This window comes from Stenotrophomonas sp. YJH_SMC_130 (genome assembly GCF_059369035.1).
Window position 1 is genome coordinate 342,123 of record NZ_JCAFSH010000001.1, and the last position, 17,452, is coordinate 359,574.

17 protein-coding genes are annotated in these 17,452 nt (G+C 66.3%); 8 read left to right on the plus strand and 9 right to left on the minus strand.

All coding sequences use genetic code 11. From position 1 onward, the window contains the following. The first annotated feature begins 12 nt into the window (after positions 1-12). Entirely contained in the window at positions 13-882 is an 870-nt protein-coding gene (locus AC5P5V_RS01685) for a hypothetical protein (RefSeq protein WP_061480173.1), read from the plus strand. Between the two features lie 113 nt (positions 883-995). Then, the gene (locus AC5P5V_RS01690) at positions 996-1,955 is read left to right on the plus strand and encodes an acetyl-CoA carboxylase carboxyltransferase subunit alpha (protein WP_005415839.1); all 960 of its coding nucleotides are present in this window, start codon (positions 996-998) and stop codon (positions 1,953-1,955) included. 275 nt (positions 1,956-2,230) lie between these two features. On the opposite strand, the gene AC5P5V_RS01695 is transcribed toward AC5P5V_RS01690, so the two are convergent. Continuing rightward, positions 2,231-2,686: a CopD family protein gene (locus tag AC5P5V_RS01695; protein WP_134968328.1), complete on the minus strand. Its 456-nt coding sequence runs from the start codon at positions 2,684-2,686 to the stop codon at positions 2,231-2,233. Positions 2,687-2,835: 149 nt separating this feature from the next. Between AC5P5V_RS01695 and AC5P5V_RS01700 the strand changes: the two genes are divergently transcribed. Then, positions 2,836-3,426: a class I SAM-dependent DNA methyltransferase gene (locus AC5P5V_RS01700; RefSeq protein ID WP_061480171.1), complete on the plus strand. Its 591-nt coding sequence runs from the start codon at positions 2,836-2,838 to the stop codon at positions 3,424-3,426. A gap of 93 nt (positions 3,427-3,519) precedes the next feature. After that, the gene (locus AC5P5V_RS01705) at positions 3,520-4,827 is read left to right on the plus strand and encodes a polyhydroxyalkanoate depolymerase (RefSeq protein ID WP_154350451.1); all 1,308 of its coding nucleotides are present in this window, start codon (positions 3,520-3,522) and stop codon (positions 4,825-4,827) included. Positions 4,828-4,937: 110 nt separating this feature from the next. On the opposite strand, the gene AC5P5V_RS01710 is transcribed toward AC5P5V_RS01705, so the two are convergent. Then, entirely contained in the window at positions 4,938-5,927 is a 990-nt protein-coding gene (locus tag AC5P5V_RS01710) for a sensor domain-containing protein (RefSeq protein ID WP_134968629.1), read from the minus strand. Then, positions 5,924-6,289, minus strand: a complete 366-nt coding sequence (locus AC5P5V_RS01715; protein ID WP_061480676.1) for a PadR family transcriptional regulator — start codon at positions 6,287-6,289, stop codon at positions 5,924-5,926. The genes AC5P5V_RS01710 and AC5P5V_RS01715 overlap by 4 nt, the downstream gene beginning before the upstream one ends. Before the next feature lie 136 nt (positions 6,290-6,425). Here AC5P5V_RS01715 and AC5P5V_RS01720 point away from each other — a divergent pair, with 136 nt between their 5' ends. After that, positions 6,426-7,328 (plus strand): peptidylprolyl isomerase, encoded by a 903-nt coding sequence (locus tag AC5P5V_RS01720; RefSeq protein ID WP_061480677.1) that lies wholly within the window; start codon positions 6,426-6,428, stop codon positions 7,326-7,328. Between the two features lie 586 nt (positions 7,329-7,914). Here the strand turns inward: AC5P5V_RS01720 and AC5P5V_RS01725 are convergent. Then, positions 7,915-8,787 (minus strand): DMT family transporter, encoded by an 873-nt coding sequence (locus AC5P5V_RS01725; RefSeq protein ID WP_134968628.1) that lies wholly within the window; start codon positions 8,785-8,787, stop codon positions 7,915-7,917. A 115-nt stretch (positions 8,788-8,902) separates the two neighbouring features. On the opposite strand from AC5P5V_RS01725, the gene AC5P5V_RS01730 reads away from it, so the two are divergent. Both AC5P5V_RS01730 and AC5P5V_RS01735 read left to right on the plus strand, forming a co-directional pair. Beyond that, positions 8,903-9,847, plus strand: coding sequence for a LysR substrate-binding domain-containing protein (locus AC5P5V_RS01730; protein ID WP_061480679.1), 945 nt, complete (start codon positions 8,903-8,905; stop codon positions 9,845-9,847). A 68-nt stretch (positions 9,848-9,915) separates the two neighbouring features. Then, positions 9,916-10,209 carry a hypothetical protein gene (locus AC5P5V_RS01735; protein WP_005415831.1) on the plus strand — a complete coding sequence of 98 codons (294 nt, stop codon included), beginning with the start codon at positions 9,916-9,918 and terminating at the stop codon, positions 10,207-10,209. Positions 10,210-10,240: 31 nt separating this feature from the next. On the opposite strand, the gene AC5P5V_RS01740 is transcribed toward AC5P5V_RS01735, so the two are convergent. After that, positions 10,241-11,053: a DUF4349 domain-containing protein gene (locus AC5P5V_RS01740; protein WP_061480680.1), complete on the minus strand. Its 813-nt coding sequence runs from the start codon at positions 11,051-11,053 to the stop codon at positions 10,241-10,243. Further along, positions 11,050-11,406 carry a GFA family protein gene (locus tag AC5P5V_RS01745; protein WP_061480681.1) on the minus strand — a complete coding sequence of 119 codons (357 nt, stop codon included), beginning with the start codon at positions 11,404-11,406 and terminating at the stop codon, positions 11,050-11,052. The genes AC5P5V_RS01740 and AC5P5V_RS01745 overlap by 4 nt, the downstream gene beginning before the upstream one ends. A gap of 112 nt (positions 11,407-11,518) precedes the next feature. Here AC5P5V_RS01745 and AC5P5V_RS01750 point away from each other — a divergent pair, with 112 nt between their 5' ends. Further along, positions 11,519-13,327 (plus strand): DUF885 domain-containing protein, encoded by a 1,809-nt coding sequence (locus tag AC5P5V_RS01750; RefSeq protein WP_134968627.1) that lies wholly within the window; start codon positions 11,519-11,521, stop codon positions 13,325-13,327. 84 nt (positions 13,328-13,411) lie between these two features. Here AC5P5V_RS01750 and AC5P5V_RS01755 read toward each other — a convergent pair whose 3' ends face one another. From AC5P5V_RS01755 to AC5P5V_RS01765, 3 genes are all read right to left on the minus strand, one after another. Further along, positions 13,412-13,648, minus strand: a complete 237-nt coding sequence (locus AC5P5V_RS01755) for a hypothetical protein (protein WP_072166827.1) — start codon at positions 13,646-13,648, stop codon at positions 13,412-13,414. Positions 13,649-13,828: 180 nt separating this feature from the next. Continuing rightward, positions 13,829-15,661 (minus strand): multidrug efflux ABC transporter SmrA, encoded by a 1,833-nt coding sequence (gene smrA, locus AC5P5V_RS01760; RefSeq protein ID WP_061480683.1) that lies wholly within the window; start codon positions 15,659-15,661, stop codon positions 13,829-13,831. A gap of 155 nt (positions 15,662-15,816) precedes the next feature. Beyond that, positions 15,817-17,379, minus strand: a complete 1,563-nt coding sequence (locus tag AC5P5V_RS01765; RefSeq protein WP_134968626.1) for a serine hydrolase — start codon at positions 17,377-17,379, stop codon at positions 15,817-15,819. Between the last annotated feature and the right edge of the window lie 73 nt (positions 17,380-17,452).

Genomic DNA, 17,452 nt, shown 5'->3' on the forward strand with positions numbered 1-17,452 from the left:
GGACGATTGCCGATGAAGACCCTGCTGTTCCCGTTCGTTGCCACACTGGCGCTGGCCGCCTGCTCGCCGTCGAAGATCGAGTTCCAGATCGACAACCCGACCGACACGCCGCTGGCGCTGAGCATCGACGGCCAGGACCTGCCAGTGGCTGCGCACGGCTCGCGCCCGGTCTCCCTGGCCATTGGCGAGCATCGCCTGCACACCGACACGCTCGGCGATGTGCGCTTCATCGTCTACGTCGATGGCCGCGGCGGCCTGATCAACCCGACCCTGAGCGAGTACGTGATCGCTCGCGAGGTCTATGTCACCGACGAGAGCAAGCTGAAGAACTTCGGCACCGGCAAGGCTGGCATCGAGCTGGGCGGCGTCGACTTCGAGGGCCCGTTCGAGAAGAGCCACGAACTGTTCATCGACAAGACCTGGACCTACGGCGTGCGCGAACCGTTCCCGAAGGAAAAGGTGGTCGCCCACGTCGATTCCAGTGGTGGCCAGATCGTCGCCAAGGTGTTCACGGCACCGGATTTCATCGCCTACGTCGAGGAAGGCATGGGCGAGCCGGGCGCGTTCAAGCGCGAACAGCCGGCCGGCTACGTGGCCCCGGCATACAGCCTTGAACCGGCACCGGCCAGCCTGCCGGCGCTGGCACCGGCCTTCGAGGCGCATGCCGCGCCGCTGCGCGAGGTCTACGCGCAGTGGCTGAAGGCCACCACCGCCGATGAACAGAAGGCCCTGCGCAAGCAGGACTTCGCTGCGCAGATGGCCTTCACCTCGGCCACCGCCACCCTGGGCAGCGGCCTGGGCCGGGAGGCCAACGAGGCCTACAACGACTTCGTTTCCCGGCGCAGCCAGTTGATGGGCCGCAGCGCCCTGGTGGTGCCCTGAGCTGACTGGCGCCGCCTGCCCGGCTGCGCTACCGTCGCCTTCCAGACGAAGGCGTACGGGTGGTTTGCACGCATTCGGCTAGAATTGCCCCCTTCTTTACACGACGGCTTCCGATGAATCCGAACTACCTCGACTTCGAGCAACCCATCGCCGACCTGGAAGCCAAGATCCAGGAACTGCGCAACGCCAGTGCCGGGCCGGCGGTCAATGTCGAGGCGGAAGTGCACGCGCTGCAGGACAAGCTGCGCATGCGCACCGCGCAGATCTTCCGCAACCTGACCTCGTGGCAGGTGCTGCAGCTGGCCCGGCACCCGTCGCGTCCGTACACCGCCGACTACATCCGCGTCATGTTCGATGAGTTCCAGGAGCTGGCCGGTGACCGCGCCTTCGCCGACGACAAGGCGATCATGGGCGGCCTGGCCCGCATCAATGGCCGCGCGGTAATGGTGATCGGCCACCAGAAGGGCCGCGACACCAAGGAAAAGATCAAGCGCAACTTCGGCATGCCCAAGCCGGAGGGTTACCGCAAGGCGCTGCGCCTGATGAAGATGGCAGAGCGCTTCGGCCTGCCGGTGCTGACCCTGATCGACACCGCCGGCGCCTGGCCGGGCATCGACGCCGAGTCGCGCGGCCAGTCCGAAGCGATCGCGCGCAACCTGATCGAGATGGCCGAGCTGAAGGTGCCGATCATCTGCACCGTGATCGGTGAAGGCGGCTCCGGCGGTGCGTTGGCACTGGGCGTGGGCGACCGCACCGTGATGCTGGAATACGCGGTGTACTCGACCATCACCCCGGAAGGCTGCGCCTCGATCCTGTGGAAGGACGCGGGCAAGGCCAAGGAAGCGGCCGAGCAACTGGGCCTGACCGCCCCGCGCCTGAAGAGCCTGGGCCTGGTCGACAAGGTCGTGCGCGAGCCGACCGGTGGCGCCCACCGCAACCCGACCCAGATGGCCAAGCGCCTGAAGGCCGTGCTGCTGAACGAGCTGGACGCGCTGGAAAAGCTCTCCACCGAGCAACTGCTGGAGCAGCGCTACACGCGCCTGCGCAGTTACGGCACGTACGAAGCAGCCTGATTCATCGGCTTGTTACTTTCTTGCTCGTGCAAGAAAGTAACCAAAGAACACGCCGCCGAACGCGAGCCGGTGCCACGCACCGGTTCCCTGCGCTTCTCGGTGAATCAGGGGACGGCGCCGAACTCGCTGCGCTCAGACATCGGCGCCTCTTCGCCCCTGTATCACCTGCGATGCTCGGCTCGCTCATGGCGGACCTGAACATCAAAAGCCACAGCTGCACCCAGTAGATCCACGCCATGCGTGGATGCATCTGTGCGATGCGCTGCGCGCCCCGTTCAGAACGGCTTGGCCAGCACCAGCCACACGATCGGAATGAACGCCAGCAGCGGGATCTCGTTGATCCAGCGCAGCGCGCGCGACGACGGCAGCGCCCGGCCCTTGGCCACGCCCTTGAGCAGGCGACCGGTCCAGCCGAAGTACACCAGCAGCACCACCACCAGCCCCAGCTTGGCGTGCAGCCAGCCGGCAGCTCCCGGAGCCACCATGGTCGGGAAATCGGGGATGACCTTGTAGCCCAGCCACAGCACCAGGCCGAGCAGGAACGCCAGGCCGAACATCGAGTGGCCGAAGCGGTACAGGCGCAGGCCCATCAGCTGCAGGCGCTCTCTCACCGCCGGCTGGCCCGCGGTCTCGGCCAGGTTGACCAGGATGCGCGGCAGGTAGAACACCGTGGCCATCCACGCCACCACGAACACGATGTGGAAGGTCTTGACCCAGTAGTAGCTCTGCATGCGCTCGCTCCGGCGGCTGGCGTAGGTTGGCGGCCATTCTCGCATGCCGTGGCGAAGCCGCCGCAGGCACGCCCGCCGCGACACATCGACGCATGGCGCGCCGCAACACCGTACGATAGGCGCCGTTTTCCCCGATCGCGCACCGCCCCATGGACAAGACCTACGACGCCGCCTACTTCCAACGCTGGTACCGCCGCGCCGACATCGGCGGCAGCGCCCGCCTGGCGCGCAAGGTGGCCCTGGCCGTGGCCAGCGCCGAGTACTACCTGGAACGACCGATCCGCAGTGTGCTGGACATCGGCTGCGGCGAAGGCGCCTGGCGTGCGCCGCTGCTGAAGCTGCGTCCGAAGGTCGAATACCTGGGCTTCGACAGCAGCGAGTACGCTGTGCGCCGCTACGGCCGCACCCGCAACCTGCACCTGGCCCGCTTCGGCGACTTCGCCTGGCTTCGGCCCTGCGCGCCGGTCGACCTGCTGGTGTGTTCGGACGTGATGCACTACGTGCCCGACCGCGAGCTGCGCGCCGGCCTGGCCGGCGTGGCCGAGCTGACCGGCGGCGTGGCCTTCCTGGAGACCTTCGCCGCCGAAGACGCGTTCGACGGCGACCACGAGGGCTTCCAGGCCCGCCCGGCACGCTGGTATCGGCGGACGCTGGCCCGGCACGGCCTGCAGCCGGTCGGGTCGCACTGCTGGCTCGGCCCCGCCCTGGCAGGCGACGCCGCCGCGCTGGAACGGATGTGAATCCAGATTCATTATTTTCAGCCAACTTAACCTGCGGGACACCCGGATGGGATATGCTGCACGGCAACATATGACCATACATATTCGGTCGTCATGCTCTATCAACTGCACGAACTGACCCGCAACCTGCTCGCCCCCTGGGTGCACCAGGCCCAGGCCAACGCCAGATTCTTCGCCAACCCGGGCCACTGGTGGTCGCAGATGCCCGGCGCCGATCGCCTGGCGGCGGTCAATGAGCTGTTCCACCGCATCGGCAAGGATTACGAGAAGCCCGAGTGGGGCATCAACGAAATCGAGGTCGACGGCGAGCGCGTGCCGATCGTCGTGCACGAGGAAGTGAGCAAGCCGTTCTGCAAGCTGCTGCGCTTCAAGCGCCACAGCAATGAAGCCGAACAGCTGCACACCATGCTCAACCAGCCGTTCGTGCTGGTCGTGGCACCGCTGTCCGGGCACCACGCCACGTTGCTGCGCGATACCGTGCGCACGCTGCTGCGCGACCACCGTGTGTACGTCACCGACTGGGTGGACGCGCGCATGGTGCCGGCCAGCGAAGGCGAGTTTGGCCTGGACGATTACATCGCCTACATCCAGGAGTTCATCCGCCATCTGGGCGTCGAACGCCTGCACGTGGTCAGCGTGTGCCAGCCGACGGTACCGGTGCTGGCCGCGGTTTCACTGATGGCCAGCCGTGGCGAGCCGACACCGCGCACCCTGGTGATGATGGGCGGCCCGATCGATGCACGCTGCAGCCCGACCGCAGTGAACAACCTGGCCACGCAGAACCCGCTGTCGTGGTTCGAGAACAACGTCATCCACACCGTGCCGGCCAGTTACCCCGGCGCCGGCCGCCGCGTGTATCCGGGCTTCCTGCAGCACGCCGGCTTCCTGTCGATGAACCCGAGCCGCCACTTCAGCTCGCACTGGGATTTCTACACCGACCTGGTCAAGGGCGACCTGGAAGACGCCGACGCGCACCGTCGCTTCTACGACGAGTACAACGCGGTGCTGGACATGCCGGCCAAGTACTACCTGGATACCATCCGCGTGGTGTTCCAGGACTTCCTGCTGCCGCGTGGCGAGTGGGTGGTCAATGGCGAGAAGGTCGATCCGTCGGCGATCCGCGATACCGCGCTGCTGAGCATCGAGGGCGAACTGGATGACATCGCCGGACTCGGCCAGACCGAAGCAGCGCAGGCGCTGTGCACCGGCATTGCTGCTGACCGCCGCGAGCATTTCATCGTCGAAGGCGCCGGCCACTACGGCATCTTCAGCGGCCGTCGCTGGCGCGAAGTGGTGTACCCGAAGGTCCGCGACTTCTTCGCCGCGCACGCCGAAGCCCCGGCGGCGAAGGCCACGAAGAAGAAGAGCAACGTCACTCCGTTGCGGCGAAAGGCGGGGTAACTCCCCGCCGTGGGGTCGGATCCCTTTCCAACGGAAAGGGCTCTGACCCAGCATGATGGGATCCGGGGTCAGAGCCCTGTTCTGCGAACAGGGATCCGACCCCTGGCCTGTTACAACCGCACCAGCAGGTTCTTGGCAATCAGCCCGTGCAGCTTGCCGATACCGCGTGCCAGGTGCATCGTCAACAGCAGCAGCAGCACGCCCACAGCTGCGATCACGATGCCCACCAGCGGCGAAGCGGCCATCGGCAACACGTTCACGCCGTCGACGTACACGCCCGGAATGTCACCGCTGAACAGCGCGGCCACCGGTGCCCAGATGAACCCCAGTGACAGCGACAGCAGCGTCACCGCGATGGTGAAGTAGACCACGCCCAGCGGCAGCATCAGCACGAAGTACAGCAGGGTCAGCCAGGTACGGCCATCGGTGAACATGTCGCCGATGCGCTGCAGCCATGTGCGGCTACGGTCGGTGTAGCGCGGACGGCGCGGCATGCGCTCGCCCAGCAATGCTTCCACCAGCCGCCCTTCCAGCAGCGCCAGCCCGCGCACCGAGCCGAAGAACAGCACGGTCAGCGGAATCCCGACGATCAGGATCAACAGGCCGAGCGAGAGCGACAGGCCGGTCACCACCCAGGTGAAGAAGAAGATGCCGGTGGCCAGCGACAGCAGCATGTAGAACAGCGCGCCATAGGTATGCGGATCGGCCACCACCCCGAAGAATCGCGCCAGCAGCGAACGCTGCACCGGCGCCGGCGGCGGCGCGGCCGGTTCGACGCCACTGGCTTCGGCAGCGGCACGCAGTACCGGCGCGGTATCCGCACGCGGCGTACGCAGCGCGCGGTTCACCGTCACTTCGGTCTCGCGGTAGATGTCGGCCACTTCGTCCGGCGCGCCATAGCTGCCGGCCACATCGGCGATCACCTCGGCCTCCCTGCGGCCGGGCTGCGCCGCCAGCTCCGAGCGCAGGTATTCCTCGGCGTCGTACAACGCGTCCTGCACCATCGCCGGATCGGCACCTTCCAGCGCAGCGCGCAGCTGCGCCAGGTACTGCGGAATGGTGGTCGGCAGGGCGCGGCCTGCCAGGCTCGGGTCGTTCATTGCGGTACCCCCTCCAACACGGAATCGACGGAATCACGGGTGGCCTGCCACGCCTGGCGCCACTGCGCCAGCACCTCGCGGCCACGTTCATTGATGCGGTAGTAGCGCCGCGGCGGCCCGCTGCTGGACGGTTCCACATGGCTTACCAGCAGGCCGGCGGCCTCCAGGTTGCGCAGTACCGGGTACAGCGCGCTCTGCTTGCCGCTCAGCACGCCCTCGCCCACCCGCTCCAGCTCCTTGGCAATGAGGTAGCCGTACAGCGGCTCCCCGGCCCGGGCCAGCACCGCCAGCAGGGCCAGCGACACCGTTCCGGCGCTGAGCTCCTTCTGAAACTTCTTCAGGTGGACATCGTCCTCGGACATGGCCGGCCCTCCACTACGTTGAAGTCCACAGTAGTGCGAAGTTCGGTATAGCGAATGTGTCGTTAGTCACTCTGCCGGTTGGCGTGACCGAATTGCTCGCGCAGAATCGAAGCCTTGTTCATGTTCCGGGGTTCCCATGCCGCACCGTCGTCGCCTTGCCCTGACCGCCCTCGCCCTCGCCTGCCTGCTGCCCGCCCTGGCCAGCGCCGCCACGCCCTACCGCAGCCCGCAGCAGATCCTCGATGCCTCGGCGGCCAACGACTGGCGCACGCCGGACCCGGCCAACCTGCTGTACATGGACCTGCCGGCTGGGCGGGTGATCATCGAGCTGGCGCCGCAGTTCGCCCCGCGCCATGTCGCCAACATCCAGACCTTCGCCCACGAGCACTTCTGGGACAGCACCAGCATCTACCGCTCGCAGGACAACTTCGTGGTGCAGTTCGGCGATGCCGACGCCGATGACGCGGCCAAGGCCAAGCCGTTCGGCAGCGCCGCGCGCAAGCTGCCGGCCGAGTTCGAACGCGCCAGCGCCGGCCTGAAGGTCAGCGTGCTGCCGGATCGCGATGGCTGGGCCGCGCAGACCGGTTTCGTCGACGGCTTCCCGGTCGGCCAGGACCCGCAGGCTGGCAAGGCCTGGCTGGCGCATTGCTACGGCATGCTGGGCGCGGGCCGCAGCAACGAGGAAGACAGCAGCATCGGCGCCGAACTGTACGTGGTGACCGGCCAGTCACCGCGTCAGCTGGACCGCAACATCACGCTGGTTGGTCGCGTGCTGAAGGGCATGGAGCTGCTGAGCGCAACGCCGCGCGGACCGGCGCCGATGGGCTTCTACACCGACCCGAAGCTGCGTACGCCGATCGTGTCGATCCGCCGTGCCAGCGATGTGCCGCTGGCCGAGCGCACACCGATCCAGGTACTGCGTACCGACTCGAAGACCTTCGCCGATACGGTGGAGGCGCGACGCAATCGCGTGGATGATTTCTACAAGCGCCCGGCGGGGCATATCGATCTTTGCAATATTCCGGTGCCGGTGAAGTAACGCCGTCGCGGATTCTGCGCGTGGCGCGTGCTGAAGGTGCTTCACTGTTCATGGGCGTTACTTTTCTTTGTACGCAAAGAAAAGTAACCAAAAGAAACGTTCCGCCAGTCACGAGCCGGTGCTGCGCACCGGTGCCCTGCGCTCCTCGGCCCGTCGAGGGACGGCGCGGGAACTCGCTGCGCTCAGACACCCGCGCCTCTTCGCCCTCGCCGGACCTGCGGTGCTCGGCTCGCTCAAGGCGGATCCAAGAGCAAAGGCAGAAGCGGTCGCTCCGCTCGCCGGGCCCGGCCCGGTCCGGCCCGGCACTACCAAACATCGTCGTGCAGCTGTGGCTCTTGACCTTGGATCCGCCTTGAGCGAGCCGAGCATCGCAGGGGAATCAGGGGCGAAGAGGTGCCGATGTCTGAGCGCAGCGAGTTTGGCACCGCCCCCTGATTCACCGAGAAGCGCAGGGGACCGACGTGCGAAGCACGGCGGCTCGCGACCTGGCGGAACGTTTCTTTTGGTTACTTTTCTTTGCGTACAAAGAAAAGTAACGCCCATGAACAGTGAAGCACCTTCAGCACGTGCCACGTGCAAAAACGTCTCAGCCCTTCTGACTCACCGCCACGCTACCCAGAATCAACACACCCGCAATCAACATCTGCAGCGTCACCGCCTCACCCAGGAACAACCACGCAAACGCCGCACCGAACAGCGGAATCAGGTAGGTCACCGTCGACGCCCGCGACGGGCCGATACGACCGATCAGGCGATAGAACATCAGGAACGCCAAGCCAGTACAGGCCACGCCCAGCGCGATCGCCGCGCCCCAGGCCTTCAGTGGAATCGCCGCCTGCGGCCAGTGGGTCACCGCCATCGGCAGCATCCACAGCGAGGCACACGACAGCGTTGCCGCCGCGGCGGCGGCCGACGGCAACCCGGTCATGTGCCGCTTCACCAGATTTACGCCCAGACCGTACAGCAGCGAAGCCGCCGCACCGGCCAGCACTGCGGTACCGATGCTGAGGCCGGACACTTTCGCCGTGGCCAGCACCACCACCCCGGCAAAGCCGACCAGCAACGCACCGGCACGGCGCATGCCGATCTTCTCGCCGAAGAACAGGAACGCGATCAGCGCGGCGAACAGCACCGTCATCGCATTACAGATCGCACCGATCGCAGCCGGCGCCTGCTCGGCGGCATAGGCAAACAGCACGAACGGCAGCGCCGAATTGATCAGGCCGATCGGCGCCAGCCATAGCCAGCGGCGCGGCGGGAACTGCGCGCGGGCGTGCCACAGGAACGGCAGCAGCACCAGCGCGCCCAGCACCAGCCGCACCTCGACCAGCGCGAATGGGCCGAACGACGGCACCGCCACCCGCATGAACAGGAACGAGCAGCCCCAGATGGCGCCCAGCAGGGTCAATTCCAGCGGCGTGCGCCAGTCGCGCTCGGCCGCCTGTGGGATCGCATTCATGTCCTGCCTCCGTCCATCGTCTGTTCCTCGCCAAGGCAGACAGGATCAGGCGCAGACGCCCGCCGCACAAGCGCGTAGTATCGCTGTCAGCCACAAATATGGTTTGAGGCTCGACATGCAGCTTCGCCCTTCCCTGCTCCCCGCGCTGGCCGTGTTCGCGGTCGCCGCACGGCACCAGAATTTCGCCCAGGCCGCGCAGGAGCTGCACCTGACCGCCAGCGCGGTCAGTCACCACGTGCGCCGCCTGGAAGAAGTGCTGGAAACCCGGCTGTTCCTGCGCCACGCCCGCGGCGTGCGCCTGACCGCCGAGGGCCGGCAGCTGGCCGACGCCGCCAGCGCCGCCTTCACCGATGTCGCGGCGGTGGCCCATCACCTGCAACCGGATGCCGACAGCGTGCCGCTGCGGATCACCACGCTGCGCTCGCTCTCGTACTGCTGGCTGCTGCCGCGACTGCCACGCTTCACCCAGGCCTATCCACACATCCGCATCGAGCTGCACACCGGCAGCGGGCTGGATCGCTACGACGACAACGGACCGGAAGTCGGCATCCGCTACGGGCTGGGCCAATGGCCGGGCCTGCGTGCACAGCACCTGATGGATGACTTCCTGTTCCCGGTGGCCTCACCGGCGCTGGCCGGGGTCGAAGCACTGGTTGATCCGGCGCGCATCGCCGACCTGCCGCTGCTGACCGACCTGTCGCCGCAGGGCTGGCGTGACTGGTTCCGCCACGCCGGCGTGCGCCCACCGTCGCCGCTGCCGCCGATGCACACGTTCGCCGACAGCACCGACGCGATGCGTGCGGCGGTGTATGGCATGGGCGCGGTGCTGGCGCGCACCCACATCGCCCAGCCCTACCTGCAGCGCTACGAGGTGGTGCGCCTGCCCGGTCCGGCATTGAAGGCACGCTATGCCTACCACGTGGTGCACGCAGAAGGGCAACCGCCGAGCCCGGCCGCGCGCCTGTTCATCGACTGGTTGCTGGAACAGGCGCAGGACGAGCGCACGCCGATCCCGGCATTGCCGGACAGCCTGCTCGGGCGGCCGGCGACGCACGCCTGACTGCGCCCTCACCCGTTCTTTGCCTCACGCTGGCTAGGCTGCTGGCGAACCCACAACGTACCTATGCCATGGCCATGCTGCGACTGCGCATCACCGGAACCGAAGACGACGCCCGCGCCATCAGCGACCTGCTGCTCGGCCTGGACGGCATCGAACATGTCGAGGAAACCGACGACCTGATGCCGCACATGGACGACGACGATTCCAGTTCGGCCGGGCTGTCCGATGACATCGGCCCGGGCATCCACGAGTTGGAAGTGGAAGTCGGAAATGAAAGCACCGCGCAGAAGGTGCGCGATGCGGTGCAGGAACTGGCGCTGGAGCTGGATGTGTTCGTCGAGTACGAGACCGACGAGGGCTGATGCCGGCTGACGGCCCGCATCAGCCTTCACCTCAGCGGTTGGGCGGTAGCTTGCGGCGGCGACGCCACCATGCCCGCACACCCCAGGCTGCGATCAAGGCCAGCACCGCCACCGGCAGCAGTGCGGCCGCAGCTCGGATCAGGAACGCGATGCTGGTGCTGAGGATGCCGCCCGACTCGCTCAGCGCCTCACCGATCTCGCTGCGGCTGCGCTGGCCAGAGGTGGTGTCGAAGTGGATCGCCACCAGCTGGGTATCGATGCGCCGGCGCTGCTGCGCAGCATCCTTGTTGGCCTGCTCGACACCCGCCTCGATCTCTGACAGGCGCGTGGTGATCGCCATCAGGTCTTCGATCTTCAGGTCCTTGCGGTCCTGGTAGGACAGCAGGCGGGCGTGCTCCTTTTCAAGCCGTGCCTTGGTCAATGCCGTGTCGGCCACCGCCTGCGCGAGATCCTCGGCGCGCGTATTGCGCGACTGCAGCTTGCCGCCTTCACCAGCCATCGCGATCAGCGGCTCGGTACCCTTCGGGGCGATGCGCACCTTCACTTCACCGCTGGGCTGCTCGCCGCCGTGCTGCTCGACCTGCAACACTGCACAGTCGCCGAACTTCGCGCTCTGGCAGGCCTGAGCGATCTGCTGGATGCGCGGTGCGATCTGCGCCGCTTCCAGCTGCACCTGCACGTCATGTTCGTAGGCCAGGAATGCGCCTTCCGGCGAAGCGATGGCAGCCTCGGCGGCCGTGGCGCCCGCATCCCCCACCATGTCGCCCTGCTTGGCGCAGGCGCCCAGCGCCAGCAGCAGTACCGGCAGCGCCGCCCTGCGCGTCCACGCTCGCACCGGCCTCACAGTGCCGCTCCGTCGTAGGAGGTCACCGAAAGGCCCGCCAGATCGACCTGCGGCACGCAGCGCACGTTCACCGCCACCATCGGTGTGCCGGTACGCGGATCGACCGCTTCGCTGTAGGGAGCGATACCGCATTCGCGGCAGTGATGGTGGTCGATGTGGGCCTTGTTGAAGTGGTAGGTGGCCACGTCAGCCGGATCGCTGGCCAGCTGGAACGCCGCACGCGGAGCGAACCACAGCAGGCTGCCGCGACGCCGGCACATCGAACAGTTGCAGTCGATGACGTCGCTGATCGGCGCCTCGGCCTGCACGGTGAATGCGATCCTGCCGCAATGGCAGCTTCCCTGGTATTCCATGTCCTGCGCTCCTTTGGAGGGTCCTTGAATCCGCCCATGGTAATCCTATGGCACGGGGACAAAGCAGCAACGGGGCCCTATGCTCAGGGTTTGACCCCGTACAGGAATGCCGATGCGCCCGCATCTTCTTGCCCTCGCCCTGGTCGCCGCGCTGGCCGGTTGCCAGCCGGCCGACGCCCCGACCACCGCTTCCACCCCGGCCGCCAGCCAGCAGGCCGGTGACGCGGCGGTCGATGCCGCCTTCGCCGATCTGTCCAAGCGCGCCCTGGACACCTGGATGCAGCTGTCGCCGGTCAGCGCCACCCAGATCGGTGACCACCGCTACGACAGCGAGCTGGACGACCTGAGCGCCGCCGGCCAGCAGAAGACCGTGGCCGCCTACAAGGCGCTGCTGGGCGAGCTGGACAAGATCGAAGTGGCCAAGCTGGGCCGCGAGAACCAGGTGGACGCGGCGATCCTGCGCAACCAGCTGCAGTCGGAAATCTGGAACGCTGAAGTGCTGCAGTCCGGCAAGTGGGACCCGCAGCTGTACAACGGCATCGCCGGCAGCGCGATCTACGGCCTGATGGCGCGCGAGTTCGCACCGCTGCCGGAGCGCCTGAAGGCGGCCACCGCGCGCATGGAAAAGCTGCCGGCGATCTTCGCCCAGGCGCGCGAGAACCTGGATCCGGCCCGCGTGCCGAAGATCCATGCCGAGACCGTTGCCAAGCAGAACAAGGGCATCCTCAGCATCGTCGATACCTTCATCACCCCGCATATCGGCGAACTGCCGCAGGCCGACCAGCAGCGCCTGCAAGCGGCCATCGACGGCCTGAAGAAGGCCGTGGACGAGCAGCAGACCTGGCTGGACAAGACCCTGGTGCCGAACGCCAAGGGCGACTTCCGCATCGGTGCGGAGAAGTACGACCAGAAGCTGAAATTCGCGCTGAGCTCCTCGCTGTCGCGCCAGGAGATCGGTGAGCGAGCGCGCGCCGAACTCAAGCGCGTGCGCGAGGACATGTACGGCATCGCGCAGACCGTGCTGAAGGACAAGCCGGGTGCACCGGAGATGCCGGCCCAGCCGACCGACGAGCAGCAGCAGAAGGCGATCGAGGCCGCGCTGGAACTGGCCTACGCCGACAAGCCGGCACGCGACAAGGTGGTTGACGATGCCAAGGCCGCGCTGGAGCAGTCCACCGCGTTCGTGCGCGAGCACGATCTGATGACGCTGCCCGATGCGCCGGTGGACATCATCCTGATGCCGGAATTCCAGCGTGGCGTGGCCGTGGCCTACTGCGATTCGCCGGGCCCGCTGGACAAGAACCTGAAGACCTTCTACGCCGTGTCGCCGATTCCTGACGACTGGAACGAGAAGCAGGTCGACTCGTTCCTGCGTGAGTACAACTCGCGCATGATCCACCTGCTGAGCATCCACGAAGGCACCCCGGGCCACTACCTGGAAGGCTGGCACTCGGCCAAGTTCCCCTCGACCCTGCGTGCGGTGCTGCGTTCGGGCCTGTTCGCCGAAGGCTGGGCGGTCTACACCGAGCGCATGATGCAGGAGCAGGGTTACCTCAACAACGATCCGCTGTTCCACCTGGTGCAGCTGAAGTTCTACCTGCGCACGATCTCCAACGCGATCCTCGACCAGGGCGTGCACGTGGACAACTGGGATCGCGAAAAGGCGATGCACCTGATGACCCACGACGCGTTCCAGCAGGAAAGCGAAGCGGCCGGCAAGTGGGTGCGCGCGCAGCTGACGTCGGCACAGCTGCCGACCTACTTCGTCGGTGCGCAGGAACACTTCGACACCCGCAAGGCAGTGCAGGAGAAGCTGGGGGACAAGTTCAACCTGAAGGCGTACCACGACCAGGTGCTGTCCTACGGCGCGCCGCCGGTGCGTTTCGCCCGCCAGCTGATGCTGGACCAGCCGATCGAGTGATCGGGACGGTGTGAGATGAAGCGGAGCGGCCCGGGGAAACCCGGGCCGCTTTCTTTGTTCGCCCCTGCTTGGGCTGCTGCCGGATCAGAGCAGATGGATGTACATTTTCTTTGAGCCCAGCCGCAGATCCACGAAGTACTCGGCACCACAGCCACGACAGGCTGCAGGACAATCCTCATCGCTGCCCCGCTCGTTTTCCAATGAGCCAGCCACGACCGGGTATCCGCACTCGAAACAGTTGAAAGCCACATGGTTGCCATGCGGATCAGCAGGGATCTGGTCACCCTCACCGTCCATCACCAGGAAATCCGTGATTCTCATTTCCACTCCCTCCCGCTGAATTGAGGACGAAAGACGAGCCGAACATCTAGCGTCAGTTGTGCGAAAGCAACGCGCGGATTGCACCACAGCGTGGCGCTTTACGTCCGCATCAGATCTCGATGCGTCGAAGCAATTGCCTGGGCTCCGCCTCCGTGCCCCGTTCAAAAAGCCTTGAAGCAATCACTGCTCCGCGGCCACGAAACCACCGGTCTGTCGCGCCCACAAGCGCGCGTACAGGCCACCGGCCGCGATCAGTTCGGCATGACTGCCGGTCTCGACGATGCGTCCCTGGTCCATCACAACCAACCGGTCCATGCGCGCGATGGTCGACAGCCGGTGCGCGATCGCGATCACCGTCTTGCCGCCCATCAGCTCATCCAGGCTGTCCTGGATCGCCGCTTCGACTTCCGAGTCGAGTGCCGAGGTCGCTTCGTCCAGCACCAGGATCGGCGCATCCTTCAGCAGCACGCGGGCAATGGCGATGCGCTGGCGCTGGCCACCGGACAGCTTCACGCCGCGCTCGCCGACATGCGCGTCGTAGCCACGGCGCCCCTGCCCGTCCACCAGCGTATCGATGAAGGCCTCGGCACGCGCCTTGGCTACGGCAGCACGCAGCTGCTCCTCGGTCGCGTCGGGGCGGCCGTACAGCAGGTTGTCGCGGATCGAGCGATGCAGCAGCGAAGTGTCCTGGGTGACCACGCCGATCTGCTGGCGCAGGCTTTCCTGGGTGACGTAGGCGATGTCCTGGCCGTCGATCAGGATGCGGCCGCTCTCCAGGTCGTACAGGCGCAGCAGCACGTTCACCAGGGTCGACTTGCCGGCACCGGAAGGACCGACCAGGCCGATCTTCTCGCCCGGCTTCACCACCAGGTCGAGGCCGGCGATCACGCCGCCCTTCTTGCCGTAATGAAAGTGGATGTCCTGGAACTGCACGCCACCACGGGTCACCTGCAGCGGCACCGCGTCCTCGCGGTCCTGCACGGTCAGCGGCTGGGCGATGGTGGTGATGCCATCCTGCACCGTGCCGATGTCCTCGAAGATGCCGTTGATGGTCCACATGATCCAGCCGGACATGTTGTGGATGCGGATCACCAGGCCGGTCGCCAGGGTGATCGCGCCCACGGTGATATGGCCACCATTCCACAGCCACAGCGCGAGCCCACAGGTACCGGCAATCAGGAAACCGTTGACGATGGCGATGGTCAGGTCCATGCCGGTGGTCACCCGGGTCTGCGCGCGGTGCTTGACCGCCAGTTCCTGGATCGACTCGGCCACGTAGGCCTGCTCGCGCCCGCCATGGGCGAACAGCTTCAGCGTGGGAATGTTGGTGTAGCCATCGACGATGCGGCCCATTGCCTTGGAGCGCGCTTCGGACGCAATCCAGGCCCGTTCCTTCGCGCGCGGCACGAAGTAGACCATGATCACCGCATAGGCGAGCAGCCACAGGACCAGCGGCACCATCAACCGCCAGTCCGCCTGCGCGAACAGGTACAGCGCCGTGCCGGTATAGACCACGATGTACCAGAGCGAATCGACCATCTGTACCGCCGACTCGCGCAGCGAGGTACCGGTCTGCATGACCCGGTTGGCGACACTGCCGGCGAAGTCGTTCTGGAAGAAGCTCAGGCTCTGCCGAACCACGTAGTTGTGCATCAGCCAGCGCGAGCGGTTGCTCAGGCCGGGCACGATCGCCTGGTTGACCAGCAGGTTGTGCAGGCCGACCAGGATCGGCCGCGCGATGACCGTGATGAACAGCATCCAGCCCAGTTCATTGGCATGGCGCTTGAAGAAATCGGCACCGGGTTGCTCGGCGACCATGTCGACGATGCGGCCCAGGTAATCGAACATGGCCACTTCCACCAGCGCCAGGAGCAGGCCGGCGATGAGCGTGGCCAGCAGCACCGGCCACACCGGGCGCAGGTAGTGCAGGTAGAACGGCAGCACCTTGCGCGGTGGCATGCGCCCATCCACGGGCGGGAACACCGGAATCAGGGATTCAAACCAACGGAACATCGCATTCCCTCGCCATCAATAGCCGGCGGAGTATCCCACGCCGGATGTGTACGCCGGCCGACGATGCCGTGGCGCCGGTAGTGCCGGCCGCTGGCCGGCAACCTCGCGACGTTTCCAGGGATCATGAGGTTGCCGGCCAGCGGCCGGCGCTACCCTCATTCTTTGACCGGGGTGAACAGCAGGTCCTGAAAATCGAAACTGAAATCGGTCAGGTCGGAAATCGGCTGCATGCGCACCTCACGCACCTTGCCATCCGGGTCCAGGCTGAAGTTCACGAACGCATCGGCGTTGAGCGAACGGTCGTCCCAGCGCACGATGAAGGTGTCGTGCTGCCAGTGCTCCAGGCGCCCGCTCAGCTGCGCGGTCTTCGCAAAGCGCAGGCGCAGGCCCTTGCCTTCGGCGCTGATCTGCATGTCGCCATACCAGCGGTCACGGAAGCTGCCGGTGTAGCCGGCCAGCGCCAGCGATGGCCTGCTGCCCTTGTCGCGTGCGCTCTGGTGCTTGGCCCAGGCCTCGTCGGCCTTGTCCTGACCCTTGGCCACGGCCTTGCCATAGGCGTCCACCCAATCGTGCTTTTCTCCGCCCAGGTAAGCGTCAAGCACGCTCAGGGTGATCGCATTGAACGCCGCACCCACTTCCTGGTTGGTCAGCACCACCACGCCCAGCTTCTCGCCTGGCACCAGGGTCAACCGCGAGACCATGCCCGGCCAGCCACCGGTGTGCCAGACCAGCTTCTGCCCGCGGTAGTCGCTCAGGCTCCAGCCTTCGCCGTAGCCAGCGAAGTTGGCCCGCGCCGGTGCCAGCTCCGGCACGCTCGGCGCCGGGATCGACTGCGGGGTGATCATCCGCCACATCTGCTGCTGGCTCTTCTCGCTGAACAACGGCGTGCCGTCAGCCAGCTTGCCTTCGGCCAGCTGCACCTGCATCCAGCGCGCCATGTCGTGCGCGCTGGAATAGATGCCACCGGCGCCGGCATTGTTCGACCAGGTCAGTGGTGCAACGGTGCGCAGGTCCTTGAAATCGTACTTGGCGTGGCCGACCGCCGCCTTGTCACCTGGCTTCAGGTGGTCGGCGTTGTAGCGCGTGCCGGCCATCCCCACCTTGTCGAAGATGCGCGTCTGCAGGAACTGCTGGTAGCTCATGCCGGACACGCGCTCGATCACCTGTTGGGCGACCGCGTACAGGATATTGTCGTAGGCATAGCTTTCGCGGAAGCCGCCCTTCAGCGGCACCCTGCCCAGTCGCTCCACCACTTCGGCGTTGCTGTAGGAGGTGGCCGGCCAGAACAGCAGGTCACCGGCGCCCAGGCTCAGCCCGCTGCGATGCGACAGCAGGTCGCGGATCGTCATCTGCCCGGTCACGAACGGATCGGACATGCGGAACGACGGCAGGTGGTCGATCACCTTGTCATCCATCTTCAGCTTGCCGTCCTCGGCCAGCAGGTTCAGCGAGGTGGCGGTGAACGCCTTGGTATTGGAAGCGATGGCAAACAGGGTGTCGGCCTGCACCGGTTCCGGCTTGCCCTGCTCGCGCACGCCCCAGCCACGTTCCAGCACCACCTGGCCGTCCTTGACCACGGCCACGGCGATGCCGGGCACGTCGAACTGCGCGCGCACGCGCTCGACGGTCGCATCCAGCTCCTGCAACTGCGCCGGGGTGGCAGCGCTCGCCATGGTCGTGCACGCCAGCAGCACGGCTCCTCCAATCCAGGGTTTCATCCAGCACGATCTCCGAACAGGGGTGGCGGCCATGTGCAGGCCGTCACCGGGGTTTCGCGGGATGGTAACGGTC